Annotated in this window: 21 protein-coding genes and 2 pseudogenes; 10 read left to right on the top strand and 13 right to left on the bottom strand. The window is 61.7% G+C overall.

The annotated features are described in order from the left end of the window. Positions 1 to 102: 102 nt before the first annotated feature. The 10 genes from EOB36_RS08365 to EOB36_RS08320 all read right to left on the bottom strand — a co-directional run bounded on the left by EOB36_RS08365 (position 103) and on the right by EOB36_RS08320 (position 11,527). On the bottom strand, positions 103 to 1,746 hold the full coding sequence (locus EOB36_RS08365; RefSeq protein WP_095486068.1) for an MFS transporter: 1,644 nt from the start codon (positions 1,744 to 1,746) through the stop codon (positions 103 to 105). A 172-nt stretch (positions 1,747 to 1,918) separates the two neighbouring features. Further along, positions 1,919 to 2,902, bottom strand: coding sequence for a beta-ketoacyl-ACP synthase III (locus EOB36_RS08360; protein ID WP_095486069.1), 984 nt, complete (start codon positions 2,900 to 2,902; stop codon positions 1,919 to 1,921). Then, positions 2,899 to 4,164 carry an adenosylmethionine--8-amino-7-oxononanoate transaminase gene (locus tag EOB36_RS08355; RefSeq protein WP_095486070.1) on the bottom strand — a complete coding sequence of 422 codons (1,266 nt, stop codon included), beginning with the start codon at positions 4,162 to 4,164 and terminating at the stop codon, positions 2,899 to 2,901. Before EOB36_RS08355 ends, EOB36_RS08360 begins: the two co-directional genes overlap by 4 nt. Continuing rightward, positions 4,164 to 4,799: a dethiobiotin synthase gene (gene bioD, locus EOB36_RS08350; protein ID WP_095486071.1), complete on the bottom strand. Its 636-nt coding sequence runs from the start codon at positions 4,797 to 4,799 to the stop codon at positions 4,164 to 4,166. The genes EOB36_RS08355 and bioD overlap by 1 nt, the downstream gene beginning before the upstream one ends. Then, positions 4,796 to 5,935 carry an 8-amino-7-oxononanoate synthase gene (locus EOB36_RS08345; RefSeq protein WP_024505572.1) on the bottom strand — a complete coding sequence of 380 codons (1,140 nt, stop codon included), beginning with the start codon at positions 5,933 to 5,935 and terminating at the stop codon, positions 4,796 to 4,798. Before EOB36_RS08345 ends, bioD begins: the two co-directional genes overlap by 4 nt. Then, a complete protein-coding gene (gene bioB / locus EOB36_RS08340) occupies positions 5,932 to 6,900 on the bottom strand; it encodes a biotin synthase BioB (protein WP_245329906.1) in 969 nt (322 codons plus the stop codon). The genes EOB36_RS08345 and bioB overlap by 4 nt, the downstream gene beginning before the upstream one ends. Positions 6,901 to 7,106: 206 nt before the next feature. Next, positions 7,107 to 7,988, bottom strand: coding sequence for a carboxylating nicotinate-nucleotide diphosphorylase (gene nadC, locus EOB36_RS08335; RefSeq protein ID WP_024505570.1), 882 nt, complete (start codon positions 7,986 to 7,988; stop codon positions 7,107 to 7,109). Between the two features lies 1 nt (position 7,989). Beyond that, positions 7,990 to 9,531 (bottom strand): L-aspartate oxidase, encoded by a 1,542-nt coding sequence (locus EOB36_RS08330; RefSeq protein WP_128284654.1) that lies wholly within the window; start codon positions 9,529 to 9,531, stop codon positions 7,990 to 7,992. After that, positions 9,528 to 10,502 carry a quinolinate synthase NadA gene (gene nadA, locus EOB36_RS08325; protein WP_095486074.1) on the bottom strand — a complete coding sequence of 325 codons (975 nt, stop codon included), beginning with the start codon at positions 10,500 to 10,502 and terminating at the stop codon, positions 9,528 to 9,530. The genes EOB36_RS08330 and nadA overlap by 4 nt, the downstream gene beginning before the upstream one ends. Before the next feature lie 62 nt (positions 10,503 to 10,564). Next, positions 10,565 to 11,527, bottom strand: a complete 963-nt coding sequence (locus EOB36_RS08320) for a membrane protein (protein ID WP_024505567.1) — start codon at positions 11,525 to 11,527, stop codon at positions 10,565 to 10,567. Between the two features lie 171 nt (positions 11,528 to 11,698). On the opposite strand from EOB36_RS08320, the gene panB reads away from it, so the two are divergent. The 4 genes from panB to EOB36_RS08300 all read left to right on the top strand — a co-directional run bounded on the left by panB (position 11,699) and on the right by EOB36_RS08300 (position 14,984). Beyond that, positions 11,699 to 12,535, top strand: a complete 837-nt coding sequence (gene panB, locus EOB36_RS08315; RefSeq protein WP_095486075.1) for a 3-methyl-2-oxobutanoate hydroxymethyltransferase — start codon at positions 11,699 to 11,701, stop codon at positions 12,533 to 12,535. Next, on the top strand, positions 12,532 to 13,440 hold the full coding sequence (gene panC, locus EOB36_RS08310) for a pantoate--beta-alanine ligase (RefSeq protein WP_095486076.1): 909 nt from the start codon (positions 12,532 to 12,534) through the stop codon (positions 13,438 to 13,440). The genes panB and panC overlap by 4 nt, the downstream gene beginning before the upstream one ends. A 99-nt stretch (positions 13,441 to 13,539) precedes the next feature. Beyond that, the gene (locus tag EOB36_RS08305) at positions 13,540 to 14,259 is read left to right on the top strand and encodes a LuxR family transcriptional regulator (protein ID WP_029354898.1); all 720 of its coding nucleotides are present in this window, start codon (positions 13,540 to 13,542) and stop codon (positions 14,257 to 14,259) included. 92 nt (positions 14,260 to 14,351) lie between these two features. Then, positions 14,352 to 14,984: an acyl-homoserine-lactone synthase gene (locus tag EOB36_RS08300; RefSeq protein ID WP_095486082.1), complete on the top strand. Its 633-nt coding sequence runs from the start codon at positions 14,352 to 14,354 to the stop codon at positions 14,982 to 14,984. Between the two features lie 364 nt (positions 14,985 to 15,348). Here EOB36_RS08300 and EOB36_RS34965 read toward each other — a convergent pair whose 3' ends face one another. Next, positions 15,349 to 15,597 carry a DUF6074 family protein gene (locus EOB36_RS34965; RefSeq protein ID WP_095486077.1) on the bottom strand — a complete coding sequence of 83 codons (249 nt, stop codon included), beginning with the start codon at positions 15,595 to 15,597 and terminating at the stop codon, positions 15,349 to 15,351. A 536-nt stretch (positions 15,598 to 16,133) separates the two neighbouring features. On the opposite strand from EOB36_RS34965, the gene EOB36_RS08290 reads away from it, so the two are divergent. Continuing rightward, complete coding sequence (locus EOB36_RS08290; RefSeq protein ID WP_095486083.1) at positions 16,134 to 16,820, top strand: Crp/Fnr family transcriptional regulator; 687 nt, start codon at positions 16,134 to 16,136, stop codon at positions 16,818 to 16,820. Between the two features lie 481 nt (positions 16,821 to 17,301). On the opposite strand, the gene EOB36_RS08280 is transcribed toward EOB36_RS08290, so the two are convergent. Then, on the bottom strand, positions 17,302 to 17,691 hold the full coding sequence (locus EOB36_RS08280) for a hypothetical protein (protein ID WP_029354905.1): 390 nt from the start codon (positions 17,689 to 17,691) through the stop codon (positions 17,302 to 17,304). A 684-nt stretch (positions 17,692 to 18,375) separates the two neighbouring features. Here EOB36_RS08280 and EOB36_RS34960 point away from each other — a divergent pair. The 5 genes and pseudogenes from EOB36_RS34960 to EOB36_RS08265 all read left to right on the top strand — a co-directional run. After that, positions 18,376 to 19,347: pseudogene (locus EOB36_RS34960) on the top strand (cation:dicarboxylase symporter family transporter); the annotation flags it as partial. A gap of 763 nt (positions 19,348 to 20,110) precedes the next feature. Then, positions 20,111 to 20,380, top strand: a complete 270-nt coding sequence (locus EOB36_RS34955) for a hypothetical protein (RefSeq protein WP_245457304.1) — start codon at positions 20,111 to 20,113, stop codon at positions 20,378 to 20,380. Beyond that, positions 20,290 to 20,481, top strand: a complete 192-nt coding sequence (locus tag EOB36_RS34950) for a hypothetical protein (protein WP_245457302.1) — start codon at positions 20,290 to 20,292, stop codon at positions 20,479 to 20,481. The genes EOB36_RS34955 and EOB36_RS34950 overlap by 91 nt, the downstream gene beginning before the upstream one ends. 82 nt (positions 20,482 to 20,563) lie before the next feature. Beyond that, a complete protein-coding gene (locus EOB36_RS34945) occupies positions 20,564 to 20,758 on the top strand; it encodes a hypothetical protein (RefSeq protein ID WP_051695369.1) in 195 nt (64 codons plus the stop codon). 476 nt (positions 20,759 to 21,234) lie between these two features. Next, complete coding sequence (locus EOB36_RS08265; protein WP_126105049.1) at positions 21,235 to 22,236, top strand: zincin-like metallopeptidase domain-containing protein; 1,002 nt, start codon at positions 21,235 to 21,237, stop codon at positions 22,234 to 22,236. Positions 22,237 to 22,392: 156 nt separating this feature from the next. Here EOB36_RS08265 and groEL read toward each other — a convergent pair. Further along, positions 22,393 to 22,592 (bottom strand): annotated as a pseudogene (gene groEL, locus EOB36_RS08260) (chaperonin GroEL); the annotation flags it as partial.

The following is a 22,592-nucleotide window of genomic DNA, read 5'->3' as shown; positions in this document are numbered from 1 at the left end:
CGCTCGAAAGCGCACAACTCGGAGCACGCTGCTCTCGGTGTGAGGCTGTGCTCTGCAAAGCACCGGTGATCCACCCTGTCCTTGGATAGCAGCTTGCTGGCGTCATCTTGGAGGACGAGAAAAGATTGTCGAGGTACGGGTACGAATTGCCTCGGTCGTTCGTTCAATCGAAAGCACTGTCTGCGGAGGCAGCTCTCCTTCATGCAGTGACAGGAGATGCTGGCCGACTTCCTTATCTGCTGCGGTGAGTCGATGATTTAGGCGGAGAAAGTCCATCCAGGTGGGGGTGCGGAATGTCTCCGTCCAAAGTGACGGTGTTTGCAGATTTCGCTGGAGCGTCCAGTTTCGTGCACCGGCACGGCTCTGGACGTGTCGCCGCGTGCGCATGTAGCCCAGAAAGGCCTCGATATTTTCCTCCGATATCAAATACTCGACCTTGGCCACGATAGGGCCACTTCTGGGTTTCAGATCGAGAGCCACGTCCGGCGGATGAAAAACTGAACTTTCTTGATCCGTTTCTTCCCAGGGACGGACCGGCAACACGATCCCCGCTGCTGCAACCAGCAACAGAGCGCCCGCGGCGCCCTCCAATGCTGAGGTCAAGGAATAGTTTTGCGCGACAGAACCCCAGATCCAGCTGCCAGCAGCCATACCGCCTGCGCTCAAGGCGTAGTAAATGGAGAGCGTGCGGCCTACAACCCACCTTGGGCTTGCCAACTGCACCGACACGTCAATGCCCGTCCAGGTGATAAGCCAACCCGCTCCGCCGAGCGCCAGCGAAATGGCCGCCACAGGAACCGACGATGTCAGGGCAAGGGAGAGGCAACAGACTGCACAAGCCACAGAGGCGAAGGCCACCAGCCTGTTTTGAGACGTGACCTTCCTCAAGAAGCCGTTGCCCATGCCCGCTATGAAAGCACCCATGCCGAAGCCGGCCAATAAGATACCGTAGACAATTGGCCCACTCTTCAACTGATCCCGGACGACGAGAGGGAGCAACGCCAGAATGGAGATGCTTGCCAATCCGAAAAGAGCTGCTCGGGCGGTCGCTGCCCTGATCTCCAAAGACATCGCCGTAAAGCGCACTCCGTCATGAATTGCCGTCGTCATTCTCTCACGAGGGAGAGGCGAAGAGCGGACCTCCCATTTGGTGCGCCATATCGCGCTTATAGGCGCCAGATCACTCACCGCAGCCAAGGCGAAAGCGGCCAGCGGCCCAAAGACGGCCAGGATCACGCCCCCCAAGGCCGGACCAACGCTGCGCACAATGTTGTATCCGACGGACATAAGCGTCACTGCGGCCGGAATGTCGCGTTTGTGAAGGATATCGCCGACCGAAGCGTGCCAGGCCGGATCATTCAAGGCAAAGCCGCAGCCGGCCAGGAAACCTAACCCGAGAATCAGCCAAGGACTGACAAATCCCAGACCCACAGAAATCATCAGCGTCGTCGACGCCGAAGCTATCAGGCAGTGTCCCGCAAACATCACCCACCGGCGGCTGAAGTTGTCGGCAATGGCTCCGGCGAAAACTGAGAGGAAGAACACCGGCAATGTAGATGCGGCCTGGACGAGTGCAACCATAAGGTCGGACGCAGAAATCGTTGCCATAAGCCAGCTGATGGCGACCGTTTGCACTAGCCAACCCAGGCTGGAAATCTGGGTGGCCGTCCAAATTGAGCGAAACACCTTGTTTCGAAATGGAGCCAGCGTCTTTGAAACGGGCGGTTGAGGATTTTCGCTCTGCATGAGGTTTTGCTGGCCTTCGATGAGCGCTGCGATTTGAGCAAGCGGTTCGGTACTTAGACATCGCGGAGCACCGCACGGAACCAGCTCTATGGAGCTTGCCGGCGACTATTTACGTATTGAGCCATTCTCATAGTCTCATTCATGAGCAGTCCTGTGCGCAAGCGTCGCTTTACTAAATTCCCACGACAAGCGCGCCGCCGCTGAGACCCGCACCCGCTGCCGCCAAGAGGACTTTCTCGCCAGGCCGAAACGGCTGCGCCCGATGGGCGAGCGACAATGAGAGCGGGATCGTCGCGGCGGAAGAGTTGCCATACTCGGCGATCGTCTTGACGATGGAGTGATCTGCGATGCCGAGATTCCCGCCGACCGCCTCGAAAATGCGAGCATTGGCCTGATGCGGCACGAAACGATCGAGGTCTTGCGGCCTCAGTCGGGCAGCAGTGAGCGCATCTCTCGAGCAGGCGGTCATCATCTCCACGGCCTTGCTGAACACTTCACGGCCGTCAGTGATCGTCATCCGTGTCTGCTCGAGGTCGAGGTCGCCATGGAACGGGGTGTTGCTTCCGCCGGCGGGAATCTGGATCAGCCCGTAGCCCGAACCGTCGGAATCCACCGAAGCGCCAAGAATGCCCCGGTCAGTGTCGTCGCACGAGCCGATCACCACGGCGCCGGCGGCATCGGCAAACAGCACGGCGCTGGCGCGCTCGGCCGGATTGATGCGGCGGCTGAGGATGTTGGCGGCAATGACAAGGGCCGCCCTGCCGTGCAGGCGGGTGAAGCCGTCGGCGAACATCAGCGCATAGATGAAGCCGGCGCAGGCGCCGGTCAGGTCGATCGCGCCGGCGCGACCTAGTCCCAGCCGATGTGCGACCAGGGGCGCGCTTGGCGGCAGAAGATGATCGGGTGTGGAGGTAGCGAGCAACAGCAGGCCGATGTCGCCGCGGTCGATACCGGCATTGGTCAGCGCCATGTCGCCGGCGTGCGCGGCAAGGGCCGACAGCGTGTCTTCGTCCGCTGCCCAGAAGCGCGACCGTATCCCGGTGCGCCGCTCGATCCAGCCGGGTTCAAGCCCGAGACGATCTTCGATTTCCGGATTCTCCACCTTGCGCGCGGGCGCATGATGGCCAAGCCCGAGAATGCGCGATGATCGGCTCATGGCTTTGAGCCGAAGCGTTCGCCGGCCTCCTCGATGGCGTCATAGAGCCCATCCAACTCGTTGCCGGTAATGCAATAGGGCGGCAGAAGGTACAGGACATTGCCGAGCGGGCGCACGAGCAGGCCGCGCTCAAGAAAAAAAGCGCGCAGTTTTGGCCCGATCTCGGCCAGATAACCGGCTGAGCCGGTGCGTAGGTCGATTGCCGCGATGGTGCCGGTTGTCCGGCAATCGGTGAAGCGAGGGTTGTCGCGAAAGCGTCGAAGCCCGGCGGCCTGTCGCTCGCTCAAGGCCGCGATCCGCTCGGCCACCGGCTCGTCGTGCCAGATCTCGACATTGGCAAGTGCCGCCGCGCATGCAATCGGATTGGCGGTGTAGGAGCTCGAATGGAAAAACGTCTTCTTGCGATCCTCGGAATAGTGAGCCTGGAAGATGGCATCGGTGGCGATCGTGGCGGCCAGCGGGATGGTACCACCGGTCAGACCTTTCGAGGTGCACAGGATGTCCGGCGAGACGGACGCCTGTTCGCAGGCGAACATGGTTCCGGTGCGCCCCCAGCCGGTCATCACTTCATCGGCGATCAGCAGCGTGCCGGCGGCCTCAGTGATCCTCTTCAATTCGGTCAGAACCCAGGCCGGATACATGAGCATGCCGCCGGCGCCGAGCACGAGCGGCTCGACGATCAGCGCGGCGGCGCGCCGGTCGCGGGAGAGTGCCTCGAACCGATCCAGCGTTTCCTGCTCGCGCCCGGCGGCCGGGAAGGGGATGGTGTCGACCTCGAACAGCAAGGGCTCGTAGGCGGCGTTGAACACGCCACGGGCGCCGACGCTCATCGCCCCAATCGTGTCACCATGATAGCTGTGCTCCATGACGACGATGCGCGAACGCGGCGCGCCGATGTTGCGGAAATAGCCGAGCGCCATCTTCAGCGCGACTTCGATGGAGGTCGAGCCACTGTCGGAATAGAACACCCGGTCAAGGCCGGCGCGTGCGAGGCCGACAAGCGCCTCGGCCAGGCGCTCGGCCGGCTCGTGGGTGAAGCCTGCGAAGATGATCTGGTCGAGGCTCGACGCGGTCGTCTCGATGGCCTTCATGATGCGGGGGTGGCGGTGGCCATGAGTGACGACCCACCAGGAAGAAATCGCATCCAGGATGCGGGAGCCGTCGGCCTTGTGGAGATAGGCGCCTTCAGTCAGCACGATTTCAGGGATCGAGGGCTCTAGCGCGTGCTGCGTGAACGGATGCCAGACTCGAGACTGCGCCATCAGTCGCCTCCGGCAATCATGGCCAGGTCGAAGCCGGAAATCATTGCATCTCTCAACGTTTCACCCGTCAGCGGACCGAGGTGCGGCAGCCTGCCCAGCTGCGGCACGCCGCCGAATTCCACGATTGTCCTTTGTGTATCGGCCACCTCTTCGCCAATGAAGGCAATGCCGATGAGCGGGATGGAGCGGGCTCTCAGGGCCTCGATCGACAACAGCGTATGATTGATGGTGCCAAGCGCGGTGCGGGCGCACAGTATGACCGGCAGCCGCCATTGTTCGAATATGTCAATGAACCTTGTCTGTCGATTGAGCGGCACCATCAGCCCGCCGGCGCCTTCGATGACGAGCGGTGTCGGCAGGACCGGAAATGAAAGATCGTCGGCCTCGATCGCGACGCCGTCGATTTCGGCTGATCGATGCGGCGACAGCGGCATCGTCAGTCGATAGACTTCGGGCAGCACGCGTCCGTCGGGCAAGCCGGAAAGCCGGGCGACGACCTCGCTGTCGGTCTCCTCGTCGAGGCCCGATTGCACCGGCTTCCAGTAGAAGCCGTCGAGCAGCCCGGCAAGTCCGGCCGAAAACACTGTCTTGCCAATTCCAGTGTCTGTTCCGGTGACGACGATGCGTTTGGTCATGCTGTGGCCAACACTCCGACGAGAGCCTCGACCATGGCGGAAATGTCGGCTTCGTCGACGTTGAGAGTCAGCGAAATGCGCAGGCGCGACGTACCCTCAGGCACTGTCGGCGGGCGAATGCCGCGTATGTCGAAGCCGCGTGCCTGCAGTCCTGCCGCCACCGCCATGGTGCGGCTGTTATCGCCGATCACAAGCGGCTGGATCTGCGAGCCGCTGGGCATCACGCCGCAGCGTTCGGCCAATTGCCGGCTCGCGAAAGCGACACGCTCGTGCAACTGAGCACGACGCATAGGCTCGTCAGACAGAATAGTCAGCGCCTCACGTGCCGCGACTGCCATCAGCGGCGATGGTGCGGTCGCATAGATGAATGGCCGGCACCGGTTGATAAGATAGTCGCACAGTGTTCGCGGTCCGGTAACGAGCGCGCCGGATGCGCCAAGCGCCTTGCCGCATGTGTGGAGCGTGACGATGTTGTCGCGGCCTTCATACGCGGCGGCCAGTCCCCGGCCGTCCGGTCCCCAGACGCCGGTGGCATGCGCTTCATCGACGACGATGAATGCCTGGTACCGATCAGCCAGCGCGACCAGGCTCTCCATCGGCGCACGGTCGCCATCCATGCTGTAAAGGCTTTCGAAGGCGATCCACACCCGCCCCATGCCGCCTTCGGCGCGCCAGCGGGTGATTGCGTCCTCGACAGCGTCGACGTCGTTGTGCGCGGCCAGCTTGAACTCAGCGCGCCCGGCCTGGGCACCCTCATGCATGCTGGCATGAGCGAGCTCGTCGAGGACCAGCAGGTCGCCTTTCTGCGGCAGGGCCGTCAGCAGAGCGAAGTTGGCGATATAGCCGCTGCCGAAGAACAGTGCACGCTCGGCTCCGAAAAATGCCGCTGCGTCCGCCTCCAGTTGCTCATGTTCCGGTGCATTGCCGCGCAACAGCCGCGATCCGGTGGCGCCCACTGGCGTGCCCCGCGCAATCGCCGTCGAAACCGCATCGCCCAGTCTTTTGGAGGCGGCAAGTCCGATATAGTCGTTCGACGAGAAGTCGAGCCCGGCGCGCGGTGCGAGCGTCCGCAACCGGTCCTTGCGCCCCAGTCCCCGCAAGGTTGCGTCATAGCGGGCAAGAATTGCCTCCTTCATTGCGTGGCGAGTTCCATAGGCTCAATGCCGAGGCGCCGGAACAGAAGGGTATCCTTGTCCTCGCCGGGATTTCCCGCCGTCAGCAGCGTGTCGCCGACAAAGATCGAATTGGCGCCGGCAAAGAAGCACAGCGCCTGCGTTTCGTCGCTCATCGCCGTCCTGCCGGCGGACAGCCTTACAAAGGATTTCGGCATCATCACCCGCGCGAGCGCAACGATGCGGACGAAATCGATCGGATCGATGGCGTCGGCCGCGGCAAGCGGCGTGCCTTCGATGGGAATAAGCATGTTGATCGGCACGCTTTCCGGCGGCTCGGGCAGGTTCGCGAGCGTGACCAGCATGTCGATGCGATCGGTCTTTTCTTCTCCCATCCCGACAATGCCGCCGCAGCAGACTTTCATCCCAACCGCGCGCACGTGCCCAAGCGTTTCCAGCCGGTCGGCAAAAGTCCTGGTTGAAATAACCTCGCCATAGTAGCGCTCAGAGGTATCGATGTTGTGGTTATAGTAGTCGAGACCGGCCTGCTTCAGGCGAGCAGCTAGCTCAAGATCGAGCATGCCGAGTGTCATGCAGGTCTCCATGCCGAGCGCCTTGACGCCCTCGATCATGGCGACCACGACGTCCATGTCGCGCTCCTTGGGACTTCGCCACGCCGCGCCCATGCAATAGCGCGTTGCGCCGCCATCACGCGCCTTGGCCGCTTCGTCGATGACATGCTTGGCGTCCACCAGCTTCGACGCCTTCACCCCGGTTTCGTAATGCGCAGACTGGCTGCAATAGCCGCAATCTTCGGGGCAGCCGCCGGTCTTGATGTTAAGGAGCCGCGACAGCTGCACTCGGTTTCGATCGAAGTTCTGGCGGTGGATCGTCTGAGCTAGGAACAGCAGATCGTTGAACGGCATGCCGTAGATGGCCTCGGCCTCTTTGCGGTTCCATCGCGGAGGCGTTCCATCGAGCGATTGCATGGTCTGGTTCACGTCGAACTCCGAGTTCATTCCAATCGTCATCGTCAAACCTTTTGTTGCTAGTCCGGTACGCCTTAAGGAGTCTGTCGACCGGCAAACCCGGTCCGACTTGGCTTTGGAGCGCACTCGCTAAAGGCGAGCTGCGGCACGTCTTTCCAGCACCTCCTACGTCTGCCGAGCTGATGTTGCTCCTCACGCCGTAATCCTCAGTTCAAGTGCTTGCAGATGTTCTGGTGGTCCGGCATGTCCAGGCCGATGTCGAGGATCGGGGCGCTGTGCGTCAGCCAACCCATGGAGATGAGATCGACACCGGTCGCCGCAATCGCCGCCGCCGTTTTCGGCATCACCCGACCGGACGCCTCGGTGATCGTACGGCCATCCACTATAGAAACCGCGCGGGCAAGATCCTCGACCGACATATTGTCGAGCAGCACCGCGTCAACACCAATCGCGAGCGCTGCATCGAGCTGCTTCAGCGTGTCGACCTCGACCTCGACCTTCACCATATGCCCTGCTGCGGCGCGCGCCCGCTCTATTGCTGTGCGGATATCGCCGGCGATCGCGATGTGGTTGTCCTTTATGAGCACGCCGTCATCGAGGCCGAACCGGTGATTGGCACCGCCGCCGACGCGCACGGCGTATTTCTCCAATGCCCGCAGCCCGGGCGTCGTCTTTCGCGTCGATACAATCCTCGCCTTGTGACCGCGCACGGCCTCAACCATGGCCGCTGTGGCAGTGGCAATGCCGCTCAGCCGGCATAAGAAATTGAGGGCCGTGCGTTCGGCCGTGAGCAGGCCTCGTGCGGGTCCGGACAATCTTGCAATGGTTTCCCCGGCCCCAACCTCGCTGCCATCAGGGCGCCAGATCTGGATGTTGATCGCCGGTTCCACGAGAAGGAAGGCATACGAGACCAGATCGAGCCCGGCAACGACGCCCGCCTGCCTCGCTTTGAGCACCAACGTGGCAGTGCAATCATACGGGATAACCGCATCGGTGGTCAGGTCGCCGGATCTGCCCAGGTCTTCGAGGAGCGCAACGCGCACAATCGGTTCGATCAGGGTCGCGGGGAGGGGGGAGAATGAAGTCATATCAAGTGCTCCGTATGGTAGCCCGGCAATCGAGTGCGGCCGCGGCCCGCATTGCGCTGTGCAGTGTCAGCCGTGATGGGCGCACGTTGGCATCGTGGAGCGGGAAATCGGACCGACAGTGCGCGCCTCGACTCTCTTCCCGCCTCAGGGCCGCCGCGGCGATCATCAGTGAGACCAAAGCCGGACCAGAGGCAGCGACACTATTGGCTGCGATCGGCAGCAGGGTCGCCACCGCTTCGCGCATTGCCTCGCCGTCGCGGATGATACCCAGGGCGGCGGAGACAATCGGGAGGACCACGGAAGCGTCTGGTCGTGGAGGGACGAATGTGGAGCATCTGCGCGGTCGCCGGGTATACGACGTGCCGGCAACGCTTTCGGCAACCCAGCTCGCGGTGACCGCCGCTTCGGTGAGCGAGTTGCTGGCCAGGCGGTTGGCGCCGTGCAGGCCGGTACAGGCCACCTCACCGCAGGCCCACAATCCCTCGATGGAGCTGCGGCCGGCGCTGTCTACGGCGACGCCGCCCATGTGATAATGTGCCGCCGGGCGCACCGGGATCAGGTCGGTCGCGGGGTCGATTCCTGCGCTCCGGCACAATTCGGCGATGCCTGGAAAACGCTTGCCAAATCTCGGGCCGAGACTTTGCCGTGCGTCCAGGAATACGCGGCGTCCAACGGCAAGCTGGTGCCAAATGGCGCGCGCTACGACGTCGCGAGGCGCAAGTTCACCGCCAGGTGTGTCGGCGAGGAAGCGCTCTCCTCGCTCATCGATGAGCACCGCGCCTTCGCCACGCACGGCTTCGCTCACCAGCGGCATCGGCCGGCGCGGACCGTCGAGCGCAGTTGGATGGAACTGTATGAATTCCAAGTCGGCGAGTTCCGCCCCCGCCCATGCGGCGAGCGCCAGCCCGTGACCCCATGAGCCAGCGGGGTTTGTCGTGTCGCAAAACAGCCCGCCGACGCCGCCGGTCGCCAGCACCGCGCGACGCGTGGGCAGAGCGAGCGCGCCGGCTCGTCCTGCTGCGACCACGGCGATGACCGACCCGTCCTGCACGACCAGCCGGCGGACCTCCACATTTTCGATAATGGTGATCGAGGCTGTACGCCGAACCGCGGCGACGAGCGCGCGCACCAACTCGCGACCGGTGGCGTCGCCGGCTGCATGCACAATCCGCCGTCGCGAGTGTGCCGCCTCGAGCCCAAGTCGCAACGCGCGGTCAGGGTGCTGGTCGAAGTCGACGCCGAACCTTTGGATCGTCCTAATCGCTTCGGGTGCAGCTCGTACCACTCGCCGCACCGTGGCCTCATCGCAGAGTCCGTCGCCGGCAGCTATCGTGTCGCAAAGGTGAAAATCTGGGCCGTCGTCGCCCCCGAGACTTGCCGCAAGACCGCCCTGGGCAAGTTCACTGCAGGCTCCGGTTCCAAGCGGCGCGTTGGTCAAAAGCACGACCGGTTCCGGCGCCAGATGAAGCGCCGTCATCAGGCCGGCAATGCCGCCGCCGATGACGACCGGCGCCCCGGCGATGTCGCGAACCTCCAGACTCATAGGGAAAGCATGCGCTCGACCGCGCGGCGGGCGGGGCCGGCAATTTCGGGATCAATCCGGACCTCATGCCGGTTCTGCTCGAGTGCGGCGCGAATGTTGGCCAGGTTGATGCGCTTCATGTGCGGGCACAGATTGCATGGGCGAACGAACTCGACGTCGGGATGCGCGACCGCGACGTTGTCGCTCATCGAACATTCGGTCAGAAGGACGACACGCGTCGGTTTCTCACGCTCGACATAATCCGACATCGCCGCGGTCGAGCCGGAGAACTCCGCCTCCGCGACAACGTCTGGTGGGCATTCTGGATGGGCCAGCACGATGACGCCTGGATGGGCATCGCGCAGTTCCCGGATGTCTGCTGCGGTGAAGCGCTCATGCACCTCGCAATGGCCTTTCCAGGCGATGATCTCGACGTCTGTATCGGCTGCCACGTTCCTCGCCAGATATTCGTCCGGGAGCATCAGCACACGCGCCACGCCAAGCGATTCCACCACCGCCTTGGCGTTGCCGGACGTGCAGCAGATGTCGGACTCCGCTTTTACGGCGGCGGAAGTGTTGACGTAAGTAACAACGGGGACCCCCGGATACCGCAGCCGCATTAGCCGCACGTCGTTTGCCGTGATCGATTCGGCCAGCGAGCAGCCGGCGCGGAGATCCGGGATGAGCACGGTCTTGTTCGGATTGAGCAGTTTTGCCGTCTCGGCCATGAAATGAACGCCGGCAACCACGATGATGTCAGCGTCGACCGTCACCGCCTTGTGGGCCAACGCCAGGCTGTCGCCGACGATGTCTGCCACGCAATGAAAAATTTCGGGCGTCTGGTAATTGTGCGCCAGCACCACCGCATTGCGCTCACGCTTCAGCGCTAAGATGGCTTCAATATCGCCGGCGAACGCGGGCCATTCAACGGGTGGGATCACCCGCCGGACACGCTCATACAGGGACGCAGCCATAGGTAACGCCCCAGTCATTGGCGCCTCGATTATATTCGGTTTGACAATAAGGGAATATATCTACCTTGACTATAAGTATGTCAAGCCCGCGCCAGCGGTAATTTTGTCCCGGCGATAGCCCTGTCGTCGAGGACGGCATGCCGGAAGCGATAAAGCTTCGCCGGTCGGCCGCCCGTGTCGAGGGAGGTCTCCCCGGTCTCCTCAACAAGTTCCTGCTGCTCGACCAATCTCCGGAAGTTCGGCTTGTTGATCAGCCTGCCAGCCAAAGCTTCCACGGTTCGCTGCAGTTGCAGCAGCGTGAAGGAAGGCCGCATAAGCTCGAACACGACCGGCCGGTATTTGATCTTCGAACGCAGCCGCGCGATACCGGTTGCCAGAATACGACGGTGGTCAGCGACCATTGGTTTGCCAGCCGCGGCCGCAATCGCGTCCCTGCCGCCACCGGCCTCCTCAATCAGAGCAGCTTCATAGAGCAACTCGTAGCGTTGGAGCGTGAGTTCCTCGTTCCAATGGCGGTCGTCGAAGCCGAAGGCTATCGCAGCGCGCTGCCGGCGCTCGCGTTGAGTGGTCGGCTCGCTGGCGCCGCCGGCCCACTCAATCAGGCGGGGCCGCAATCTATCGAGCAGCACAGGCGGCGTGCCGAAGCGGTGGTCCTCCCAGGGAAAATATTCGTACCAACTTTGCCAGCCGCACGCGGCCGAGTTCGTTGCCTGTTCCTTCCTGGTCAATGCGAGATAGCTGATTGAGATGACGCGCTGGTGGCGCTCAGTGCCGATGCGATCGCGATCGGCGAAGGTGTAGAGTTGCTCGATGTATCCAAGTGCATGGCCAGTCTGCTGCTCCACCCACCCCCTCAAACCCGACTGCAGTGATCGATGCTCAAGGGCAAAAGGTCCAGAAGGGAGGGTGTCCGCATGACCGACTGTGAGGACACAGGGCTCACTGTCGTTTACGGCGACCACGACGGCAGTCAGGTCCACTTTGGCTTCGTCAGCTTTGACGGCGGCTTTGCCTTTCTTGGTTCTTCTTGTCTGAGGATCCATGTTTGCGAAAGTGGGTTGGCCCAACGGAGCGCCTTAATCGATTGAATGTAACCTTGGCAGCCAGCACGTCAACACCGTACTACTCAAGCACTGTTTTTAGCTCTTCGCAGTCGCACAAAAATATGCCAAACGCGACACCCGCTGTTGGTAACGTAAGGGAAGGGGCCTCGGTTGAGCGCGGCTGGTGAGATAAAAGGGATGACTCCTCCAGATATTCGATCGCGAAAAGGCCAGACGCCACTTGTATGCTTGACGGCCTACACCACGCCGGTCGCGAGGCTGCTCGATCGCCACTGCGACATCGTTCTTGTCGGCGACAGCGTCGGCATGGTGCTGCACGGCCTGTCGTCGACGCTGGGGGTCACGCTCGACATGATGATCATGCACGGACAGGCCGTTCGCCGCGGCCTTGAACACGCGCTGATGGTCGTCGACCTGCCCTTCGGTTCCTACGAGGAAAGCCCAGAGCACGCTTTCGGCAACGCTGCGCGCGTGATGGGTGAGACCGGTTGTTCAGCGGTGAAGCTCGAGGGCGGCGAGACCATCGCGGAAACCATCCGCTTCCTTACCGCGCGCGGCGTACCTGTCATGGCCCATGTGGGGCTGACGCCGCAGGCGGTAAACACGTTCGGAGGCTATCGTGTGCAGGGCCGGGGAGCCGATGCAGAGCGGATCAGGCGCGACTCCAGGGCGGTAACCGAGGCGGGCGCCTTCTCCTTGGTGCTCGAAAAGATACCGGAGCAGCTTGCACGGCAGATAACCGCCGATATCGACATACCCACCATCGGCATCGGTGCCTCGCCAGCTTGCGACGGCCAGATTCTGGTGAGCGACGATATGCTCGGGCTCTTCACCTCATTTCGGCCGAAGTTCGTCAAACGCTATGCCGAGCTCGGTGAGCAGGCTGAGGCGGCAATCGCCGCTTACGCCACCGATGTGCGGAACCGGCACTTTCCGGCGGTCGAACATCTCTATGTCAACGCCTTGAAGGCCGGAGACTTCACATGAGCGTGCCGATCGCTCGAACCGTGAGCGAGCTGCGCGCCGTCGTTGCGCAATGGCGTCGCTCGGGTGCCACGATCGGTATTGTGCCGACCATGGGAGCCTTGCACGACGGGCATCTGAGCCTTGTGCGGAAGGCGCTTGAAAGGGCCGAGCGGGTGATCGTGACGCTGTTCGTAAACCCCAAGCAGTTCAACAGCCCCGCCGACCTGATTGCCTATCCTCGGACGGAAAGCGAAGATGCTGCCAAGCTCGCGCCGCTGGGCACGCATCTGCTCTATGTGCCGGACGCAGAGGAAATGTACCCGGTGGGCTTCGCCACGGCCGTTTCAGTGTCCGGCATCAGCGAATGCCTTTGCGGCGCATTCCGGCCCGGCCATTTCAGTGGCGTGGCGACGGTCGTGGCCAAGCTCTTCCTGCAGGCCGGCGCTGACTTCGCCTTTTTTGGCGAAAAGGATTTTCAGCAACTTCAGCTTGTCAGGCGCTTGGTCCGGGACCTCGACATTCCGATCACTATTGTGCCCTGTCCGACAGTCCGCGAAGCCGATGGTCTTGCGCTATCGTCGCGTAACGTGCGGCTCTCCCCAGCCCAACGCGCCATTGCCCCAAAACTAGCATCGGTCCTGCTCGATACGGCCGAGCGGCTTGCACGCGGCTCTCCCATCCTGCCTACGCTTGATGAAGCGCGTGCAACAATTCTGGCTGCCGGCTATCGCGAGCTCGAATACCTGGAGCTTCGCGGAGAAACAGACCTGCAATCGTTAGCAAGCCTTGACCGACCGGCACGCTTGCTTGCTGCGGCTTGGCTTGGCGACACGCGGCTCATCGATAACGTCGCAATATCACCCATCGGTAGTTGGTCAGGTGCGCGGAGCTCTCTCCAATCGGAAGCAGCACAGCAATTGCGGTGATGACGGCGGCGCGTCGTACGCCCTGCAGGGACAGGCCATCATTTAGAACCACGTCTCCGCCCGGCTTCCAGCAACCTCCGCGAGGTACGCAAAGCGCAGATGCATCGCGTATTTGAAACCTTGGTCGAGCAACTCTCTGCAAGCGTCGATGCCGTCGATCTCCATGAGGCAATGGCGTCCGCCGCAGCCGGGTTCGACTTTCCGTTCTTCGCTTATTTCACCTACCCATCCGCTTCCGGCGACACGCCGCGATTGATCTCGAATTATCCATCATCATGGACATCACATTACCTGCAACTGCGCTACCACAGCGTGGATCCCGTGATCCTGCGGGGACTGCGAGGCTGGGATACCTTCGACTGGGGTGTGGACCGCGATCACCGTTATTTGCCGACCTCGCAGCAGGAAGTCCTGGAAAAAGCAGCTGAGTTCGGCATTCGCGGCGGACTGACCATGTCGATGCATGATCATCGCGGCCGGTTCGCCGCACTGACCTTCGCCTCCAACGAGGCGCATCCGCCACTTTTGAGGTCGCTGACGCGCTACGAAAAAGCAATGCAGTTGGTTGCGATCAACGTTCATATCCATGCCCGGCGCAGGCTCGCCGAAGATTGCGTGGTAGATGGCATAACGCTCACCCCGCGGGAGTTCGAGTGCCTGAAATGGGCGGCGTGCGGCAAGTCGGCCTGGGATATCAGCCAGATTCTCGGTGTCTCGAAACGCACCGTGACCTTCCATCAGGAAAACGCCAAGGCGAAGCTTGGCGTGCGAACCATCAACCAGGCCATAGTGCGGATGGCTGCTCGGGCGAGATCCTGATCCTCTCCAAGGCTAGCTGTAAAGGTCTACAGGCTGCATTCATGACGGCTTTGCCCTTCGATTGCGTGGACACATCCCGCACGGAGACGACAATGATGCAGCTGATAACACCCGACTGCTACGCCGAGTTCGCGAGCGAACTCAGGGAAATGCACGGGCTTAGGTATCGGGTTTTCAAGAAGCGGCTCGATTGGGAAGTGCAGACCGAAGGCGAAATGGAAACGGACCCGTTTGACAGCCTGAACCCCGTCTACCTACTTCTCAAGGGGTCCGATTGGCGAACTTGCGGCTGCGTCCGCCTTTTGCCGACCACCGGACCGACTATGTTGCGCGATACGTTTCCGGCGCTGCTGGATGAGATGGTGGTCCCTGCGAGTGCCGATATCTGGGAGAGTAGTCGTTTCGCGCTCGATCTCCCTGCGACAGCGCCGAAGGCTGCTGGCGGCCTGGCACAAGCAACCTACGAGCTCTTCGCGGGCATCATCGAATTCGGCTTGGCCAACAATCTCTCCGGGATCGTAACTGTGACAGATACGCGCATCGAAAGGATCCTTCGTCTCGCGACCTGGCCGTTGTCACGTATCGGACAGCCCCAGCAGGTCGGCAACACCGAGGCAGTCGCCGGCTTCCTCGAGATTTCCTACGCCAGTCTCTTGCGCATCCGCTGGAGGGGACGCCTGAACGGGCCGGTGTTGTGGCAACCAGTTCTCATCCAATCGGCATAGCGCCTGCGGATGCTCAGCCGTGACCTGGGTTAAGTCTGCTCACGGCCGCCACCGCCCGCCGTCAAGCTGAGCGGACCCGGCCCCACGAGCATTCGACTGTTCCGGTCGATCGACTCGCGCGGCCGGACTTCGGATTTCCGTAGGCGCAACCCGCAGTCCAGCGTGAGCACGCCAAAATGGCGCCCGTCCGCTTGGAAAGAAGCCAATGTGGCTTCTGAGGTCGCCTTGGAATATTGGACCGGCCGCCGTGAGCGATCCCAACCTCAAACCTTTGCCGGTATGCCGGTTTGGCCGGACCGTCGGCCAGTCGGCGCAGTCCCCCGATAAGGACCCGAGCTGACGCGCGATCCAACAGCGCCCAAGCCTATGCTATGTGCATTACCGTTCGGTTGGCCATATCGTCCAAGACCGCATGAAGAAGGCTTCCAACCTCCTGCGCAGCGAACTCTGGCGCAATTCCTACATCGGACAATTGAATGAGCATTTTCTTGGCAGCACAGCGCCAGAACGCACTCGCCGCCTCGCCGTTCTTGGTCTCGAGGGCCTGGGCGATACTTTCGACCAATGTGCGTCGCCGATGCAGCGGAAATACGCAAATGTTTGAGTGATGCATCAATCACCTCACAGTTTCAGTTCCACAAAGAAAACACCGGCGTCTTCAAAAGCGCCGCGCTAGCGCGGTGACGGTTCGCGGCGACATGACGAGTTCCACTTCCCCTCGACAAGCCATTGGGCGATGAGCCGCCGGACCGCACATCCGGACCGCACATAAGGTGAACCACCATTGCTGATCCGGCTGCGTTTCCTGTGCCGTTCCGCGACGAGGCGTTCCAGCCCGAATTGACGTCCAATGACTTGATTTCTGAAAGGGCAGGGCGGTACGAATCACCCGACTGTTCCGCCGCTTACATTCCTGCGAGCTTGTGTAGGAATGATTAAAGCGTGCCCGAGCCGTTCTTGGTGGCCGCAGAAGGGAATCATTGCCATCCGCGCCTATCGTAAGGCCGCGCGACTTCTAGCATGGCTGCACTGCCCCGACAGGGCTTTGCAATCGCGCGTTTCGAAGCCTATGCTTGGCATCGGCCGTCAGTTACTTCGGATGCAGCCGACAGTAAGAGGTACGCGCTCTTGCCCGCATGGGAGAGAGCCTTGCCCGAATCCCTTTTTCGCAACCAGGTGCTGAAATCCCTTTCGCCGGAGGACTTCGCGCTGTTGCGACCATCGCTGCATCGCGTTCAGTTGGAGATCGCGCATCAGCCGATCAGGAATGGATATTTTCCCGAGAGGGGCATCGCCTCGGTGGTCGCCACCATGACCGGCGGACGGCAATGTGAAGTCGGCATTATCGGATATGACGGGATGACAGGAATTGCCGTCATTCTCGGACAGGACAGCTCTTCCAACGAGACCTATATCCAGGTCGCAGGCAATGGCTGGCGCCTGCCGGTTGAAATCCTTCGTCCTGCGGTTGCGGAAAGCCCGTCGCTGCGCACGTCAGTGCTGGACTATGCCCACGCGTTCCTTGTCCAGTCGTCCCGGACGGCACTGGTCAATGGCCACTCCAAAATCGAGGAACGGCTGGCCCGCTGGTTGCTGATGATCCATGACCGCTCTGACGGAGACAAGATCTACCTGACGCATGAATTTCTGGCGACCATGCTCGGCGCCCGCCGTCCCGGGGTCACCACGGCCCTGCAAATGCTTGAATATCGAGGACTTGTCCGTGCCAAGCGCGGCGAGGTCACGATTATCGACCGCGTCGGATTGATGGAACTCACGCATGGCGCTTACGGCGAGGAGGAGCAACGTTATTTCGGCCTGGCCACCGCTGCCTGATTGTCCGGTATCGGACATAGGCTTGAAGGCTGCCGAACTCCCGTCCTAGATCGTGTCAGTCAGAGTTTCAGGGAGGCGGGTGAAAAGCCGCCGAAGCCTATGTTCTGTCCAGAGGCAAGGCCCGGTTCCTCTCCACCGCCCAGGCGATCCGCGCCATTCGAACGCTTATGCCGGCGTGCAAAGCGACCGATCGCGAGTTGAGGAATTGGTGGCGGCGACGTCCATCGTTCACGGTGTGCCCGTCGCCTTCGACGCAAGGACAACCGATGGAGTAGAACCACGGCTGCATTCCTAGGAGGGCATGCCGCGCCGTCCAGACTGTCAGATCGGGCATTCGTCAGATGGTTGTCCGCTAACTTAACTGGCAGAGTCTACAGGACGCAATTGCGAACTCACCGATCGCTTGGCGGCCAAAGCTGCCGGCAAGCGATCGCCTCATCCAGCCGTCTGCACCATCTCATCACAGACATCATCGGCGATGCTACCTGCCCAGCATATGTCCAGCATTTCGCAGGGCGGCCAGAAGGAGCCTCGCATAGCCTGTGACATCGATCTGGGCCTGCATGGACAGGGGCATGCTGGTCCAGTTCTCCAACGGTGCAATGAAAGGTGAGAAGGTGCCATTGACAAGGCAACAGCAGCTAACAAGGCCCTCTCGGTCCAATGCCACCACACCGATCTTGTCGCCTGGATATCCAATGGCTGCGACTCGCTGGACCTCCAGGTCACCGTCAACCCGCACGTCGAAAAGAAGGCTACCACGGCTCCTCGTGGCTATCTCAGCCGCCTTCTCATCAAAGCTTGAAGAGAGCAAGCGGACGCTTTCCACCGCCATCTGGAAAATCACCAAATCCAGTTCATTCACGGCCATATGGGCAATTGCGCGCAATGGGTGGTGATTGCAATGACACACACTGCTTGTTCACAGATGTCGGTCACGAACGATCATTCGTCGGGTTCCGGTTCCGACCAACGGTGTGGCCCACCTGATCGTGCTGCGGTTCGAACATTCCTAACGCGAGCCGAGCGCGCTGTTGATGAGGATGGAGTCTAGGTCTCGGGCCCTGCCTCGCGGCTTCCTCATCCTTGGCAGACCCCTTGCAACGCCGCCGCGATGGCGCAAACGCCAGATGAAGCTGATCCATCGCTTGATCGTGAACTGAGCTTCTGAACACCCTTGGTGGGACAGCAGGGTGGAAGGGCTTGACCAACGCTGCCCCCGTTTTCGAAGAGGGCCCGTCCTCGATTGAATCTTTGGAGCCCCGTGCGGCGCGCAGGCAAATGTTGACCATCTGGACGCAGGTCCCAGACCCCAAGGCAAACAGGAAACCTTCCAGCCAGCCAAGCTGCGCCGAAGCAAAGAGCGACCTTTGGAATTCCCAAGAACTGACCCTTCCATAGTTGACTGGCAACCGCAGCGCGAGTGCGGGAGAGCGATTTCCCCTCTTTGCTATTTGGCACATCGCTTGCGCAGAAGGGGGCGCAGCGTTCGACCGGAGCACTGCATGGGAGAAGGAGGAGCCCCACCCCGATCCGGTCAAGGAGAGAAACGGTGTTGGTTCCACAAGTCCCCATAGCGAACGCAGCGGCCCGCAAGCGCCATTTTGCCCGAGCCTACGTGCAGGTGCTTGCCGCCATAATCCTGGGTGCCGCAATCGGCTATTTCCATTTGGAGACCGGCCAGAGCCTGAAGCCGCTCGGCGATGCCTTCGTCGATGTCGTCAAGATAATCACCGTACCTGTCATCTTCCTGACAATTGCGACCGCCATTGCCGGCATGAGCGATCTGCAGAAGGTCGGCCGAGTTGCCGCCAAGGCGATGGTTTATTTCCTCACCTTCTCGACACTTGCACTCGTTGTCGGACTGATTGTCGCGAATATCGTTCAGCCTGGCGCCGGCCTCAACATCGATCCGGCCTCGCTCGATGTCCAAGCCGTTAAGGGCTATGTGGCCACGGCTCACGAGCAGTCCGTGACCAGCTTCCTGATGAACATCATCCCATCAACCATTGCCAGTGCCTTCGCGGAAGGCGACATCCTGCAAGTCTTGTTCTTCTCGGTCCTGTTCGGCGCGGTCTGCCGCTACAACGGCCGCTCGATCTTCTCTCTCGTCCGATACATCAAGGACGAGCTGCTGCTCGCAACGTCCTCCTCGGAGGCCGCGCTGCCCTCGCTCATGGAGAAGATGGAAAAGGCCGGCGCCACGCATTCGGTCGTGGGTCTCATTCCATTCAATCTGGACGGCACGAATATGATGCTCGCCGCCCTCTTCATCGCCCAGACGACGAAAACTGATCTGCCGATCGGCTGCCGGATCCTCATGCTGTTCGTCGCATTGTTCCCTTCGAACGGAACAACCCGCATTACCGGTGCAGGCCTCGTCACAATGGCTGCAACGCTCTTTCTTGTTCCGGCCGCACCGGTCACCTCCGTGGGTCTTATTCTTGGCGTCGATCAGCTTATGTCCGAATGCCACGCGCTGACGATATTTCTCCGCAGCGTAGCGGCAACGCTGGCTGTCGCCCGGTCTGGGGCGAGCGGGATAAACGACGATTCGGGGAGCGCCTCACTAGCGGACCGTTCAGCGCTCTGGCGGTGGACGGTCAAGTCGCCCGGCGTGGTGAACGCAGTTCCCCGCGCGAACGACGCTCAGCTATTGGGGTGGGCCCGATGGCGCAAAGCCGTATTTGAGAAACCGCCAGATCGCACCCGCACCTGTGCGCCTGTAGCAACTGCGGGGCACGATCAAAAGCGACCCATTTTACACCGAAAAGGCGGGCCGTTGCTGCCACGCCGTCCATGGATTGGAGCCTCATGTCTAAGACAACGGCCACCACTCTCGCGGTTCTCCTTTTTCTCCTCGCCGTGCTGCTTTCCGTGCTGGCGAGCCATAATAGCGCGCACCCGCCGCGGGAAAGGCCGCCCCCGCCCATGCAGTCGTGCCAATGGACAGTCAAAAGTGGAGCGGCGCACTCGTCAACGACCCCGCTTCGCCAAATCGCCGGCAACCCGGAAGGTCCGGGGACCCTTCAGCGCTCTGCCGGGCGGACGGTCAGTCGCCCGGCGTGGTGAATGGCGGTCGCGGTTGCCCGGCCCGCGCGAACGACGCTCAGCTGGTGGGGTGGGCCCGATGGCGCAAGGCCATCTTTCCAGAAACCGCCAGAGCGCACCGGCATCTATAGCTGTGCGCCCTCGCGACTGCGCCCTGTGGCAAGTGCGGGGCTCGATCAAAAGCATTTTACACCAAAAGGCGGGCCGTTGCTGCCACGCCGTCCATGGATTGGAGACTCATGTCTAAGCCGACTGCCATCACTGTCGCAGCTCTTCTTTTACTCCTCGCCGTGCTGGCGAGCCAATATAGCGCGAACCTGCACCGGCAGGCGTGGTCGATCGACAGGCAAAAGTGGAGCGGCGCATTCGACAACGACCCCCTTCGCCAATCGCCGGCAACCCGCAAGGCGATGCCGTTCTGGTCATATTCAATGACTACCACAACTGTCCGCATTGCAGACTGGCAGATCTCAACTACCAAAAAGCCTTCAAGAATGATCCCAATCTGAAGCTTGTGATCAGACGGTTCCCGGTCCTGGGACCGGATTCCCAATCGCACTCGCCTCGAGAAAACAGGGAAAGTTCGACGAATTCCACCGCGCCCTTATGACTTCCCCCAGTTGGATCATTGAAAGGATCACTCTCAAGATCGCAGCGCGTGTGGGCCTTGACGTGGAGCAGCTCAAGCGGGAATGCAAGATCCGGCCATCGCAGATGAACTTGCGCGCGTCCGCGCACTCGCGAAAGGTCTGCACATCGACCGTACGCCCGCGTTGGTGGTCGGCGATATAGTGATCGCCCACCTGGTCGACATGGCCAGCTTGCAACGCTTGCTCGCCGATGCGCGCTCAAAGCGTGCAGGCTCTCGTGCGGGGCAGCATCTGTAGATCGGCCACGCTGTTGTTGCCGGAGCGTGCCGTTTGTGGCAGCTGGCTTTGCTGTTGCTCCTCGGCATCTTGTTGCGGTCATCCAGCTGCCGTGGGCGCCAACAACAATCCTGAGCGCCCGCGCCTGAAGGCGCTGGCCGGGTGCTCGTGAACCGAGCCCGCTTATCTTCGCCAGGCTCAGGCGGTCTTGGCCCTGCGGCTTCGCCCCCTGGCGCGGGGCAGCCTTCGGCTGCTGACGGTCGCCGGCCTGTCGGCCGGCGTCGTTTTTATCGTGGCCTTCCCCGGTGGCGCAGGGCGGGCAGCACTCCCTTCTAGGCCCGCCGCGGCGTCCCGCAACCCTTCGCTTTCGCTTCGGGTCCTCCACTCCGTTCCGGTCCTGCGGATGCAGTCCGCCTCCGACGTCGGGCCTTTCCGGTCGCTTTCGCCGCCCACCCCGCTTCCGGGGAGGGCGCGATTGAAGAGCGGAGGACATCACGATGCGTGCAAACAACAAACGTTGCGGCAGCCGACAGGCTGGCGCAGAGAGTGGCGGGCGCACCGGCGCCAGCCTTTATCAGGAAATCACCGACCGCATCATTGCCGAACTGGAGCGCGGCACCGTGCCATGGGTCAAGCCGTGGGGCAGGGCAAGGACAGGCCTCGGCCTGCCGCGGAATGCGGCCACCCAGCGCCGATATTCCGGCATCAATATCCTGATCCTGTGGGGCGGGGTCATCGATCGCGGTTTCCCCAGCCAGAACTGGCTCACCTTCCGGCAGGCGCTTTCCCTAGGTGGCAATGTCAGGAAGGGTGAGCACGGCACCACCATCGTTCACGCTGACCGCTTTGTTCCCAAGAACGAAAAGCAACGCGCCGACACCGATGGCGACGAACCGCAGGCGGTGCCCTTCCTGAAGCGCTTTAGCGTCTTCAATGTCGCGCAGTGCGATAATCTGCCCGAATATCTTTACGCCGCCGGCGAGCCTCTGCCTGAGCGCGAGATGGTCCCGCAGGCCGAGGCGCTCATTCATGCAACCGGCGCTGATTTTCGCATCGGCGGCGAGCGCGCTTTCTACATGCCCGGCAGCGACACCATACAGGTGCCGCCGCAGCCGGCTTTCTTCCACCAGATTGACTATTACCGGACCTGCTTTCACGAGCTTGGCCACTGGACCGGCCACCCGACGCGACTCGCGCGCGACCTGTCCGGCTCCTTCGGGTCCAAGACCTATGCGCGCGAGGAACTGGTCGCCGAAATCGCATCAGCCTTCATCTGCAGCAGTCTCGGCATCGAGCCGACCGTGCGCCATGCCGACTACATCGGCTCATGGCTGACGGTTTTGCGCGAGGACAACCGCGCCATCTTCCGCGCCGCAAGCCATGCCTCGAAAGCCGCCGATTTCCTGCTTGGCCTCAATGCCGATGTCGAAGGCGAGGCACATGCCGAAACCGCCCATGGGAGCGCGCAATCCTCACACGCGACCGCCTTGCGCCTCTGATGACGCAAAAGTCGCCCGCAATCAACTCGACAGTTCTTTTGAGGTTGCGCTAACGCCGATGGCCGGCGTTGGCGCCGATCGTTTATCGGACCGAGGTTCGCAAAAAAAGGGCGGCATTGCTGCCGCCCTCTCGTTGCGAAAGCTGCCAGAGCTGGATTAGAAATCCATACCGCCCATGCCGCCCATGCCGCCGCCACCCATGCCGCCAGGCATGCCGCCGCCGCCAGCCGACTCCTTCTTCGGAGCCTCCGCGATCATGGCTTCGGTGGTGACCAGCAGGCCGGCCACCGAGGCCGCGTCCTGGAGAGCGGTGCGGAAGCATCGATCGTTGCCGGCAAGATCCTCGAGAACAAGGG

The sequence above is a fragment of the Mesorhizobium sp. M6A.T.Cr.TU.017.01.1.1 genome, from assembly GCF_004023115.1.
GTDB classification, from domain to species: domain Bacteria; phylum Pseudomonadota; class Alphaproteobacteria; order Rhizobiales; family Rhizobiaceae; genus Mesorhizobium; species Mesorhizobium mediterraneum.
This window is presented reverse-complemented; position numbering and strand designations above follow the sequence as displayed.

What these genes read in the sequence shown, in the direction of transcription:
- EOB36_RS08360 (WP_095486069.1), bottom strand. Translation starts at nt 2,902, where the DNA reads ATGAGCCGATCATCGCGCATTCTCGGGCTTGGCCATCATGCGCCCGCG.
- panC (WP_095486076.1), top strand. Translation starts at nt 12,532, where the DNA reads ATGAGCGTGCCGATCGCTCGAACCGTGAGCGAGCTGCGCGCCGTCGTT.
- bioB (WP_245329906.1), bottom strand. Translation starts at nt 6,900, where the DNA reads ATGCAATCGCTCGATGGAACGCCTCCGCGATGGAACCGCAAAGAGGCC.
- EOB36_RS08265 (WP_126105049.1), top strand. Translation starts at nt 21,235, where the DNA reads ATGCGTGCAAACAACAAACGTTGCGGCAGCCGACAGGCTGGCGCAGAG.
- EOB36_RS08365 (WP_095486068.1), bottom strand. Translation starts at nt 1,746, where the DNA reads ATGCAGAGCGAAAATCCTCAACCGCCCGTTTCAAAGACGCTGGCTCCA.
- EOB36_RS34945 (WP_051695369.1), top strand. Translation starts at nt 20,564, where the DNA reads ATGCAAGATCCGGCCATCGCAGATGAACTTGCGCGCGTCCGCGCACTC.
- EOB36_RS08330 (WP_128284654.1), bottom strand. Translation starts at nt 9,531, where the DNA reads ATGAGTCTGGAGGTTCGCGACATCGCCGGGGCGCCGGTCGTCATCGGC.
- EOB36_RS08300 (WP_095486082.1), top strand. Translation starts at nt 14,352, where the DNA reads ATGATGCAGCTGATAACACCCGACTGCTACGCCGAGTTCGCGAGCGAA.
- nadA (WP_095486074.1), bottom strand. Translation starts at nt 10,502, where the DNA reads ATGACTGGGGCGTTACCTATGGCTGCGTCCCTGTATGAGCGTGTCCGG.
- bioD (WP_095486071.1), bottom strand. Translation starts at nt 4,799, where the DNA reads ATGACCAAACGCATCGTCGTCACCGGAACAGACACTGGAATTGGCAAG.
- EOB36_RS08280 (WP_029354905.1), bottom strand. Translation starts at nt 17,691, where the DNA reads ATGGCCGTGAATGAACTGGATTTGGTGATTTTCCAGATGGCGGTGGAA.
- nadC (WP_024505570.1), bottom strand. Translation starts at nt 7,988, where the DNA reads ATGACTTCATTCTCCCCCCTCCCCGCGACCCTGATCGAACCGATTGTG.
- EOB36_RS34965 (WP_095486077.1), bottom strand. Translation starts at nt 15,597, where the DNA reads ATGCATCACTCAAACATTTGCGTATTTCCGCTGCATCGGCGACGCACA.
- EOB36_RS08345 (WP_024505572.1), bottom strand. Translation starts at nt 5,935, where the DNA reads ATGAAGGAGGCAATTCTTGCCCGCTATGACGCAACCTTGCGGGGACTG.
- EOB36_RS08305 (WP_029354898.1), top strand. Translation starts at nt 13,540, where the DNA reads ATGCATCGCGTATTTGAAACCTTGGTCGAGCAACTCTCTGCAAGCGTC.
- EOB36_RS08355 (WP_095486070.1), bottom strand. Translation starts at nt 4,164, where the DNA reads ATGGCGCAGTCTCGAGTCTGGCATCCGTTCACGCAGCACGCGCTAGAG.
- EOB36_RS08320 (WP_024505567.1), bottom strand. Translation starts at nt 11,527, where the DNA reads ATGGATCCTCAGACAAGAAGAACCAAGAAAGGCAAAGCCGCCGTCAAA.
- EOB36_RS34955 (WP_245457304.1), top strand. Translation starts at nt 20,111, where the DNA reads ATGTCTAAGCCGACTGCCATCACTGTCGCAGCTCTTCTTTTACTCCTC.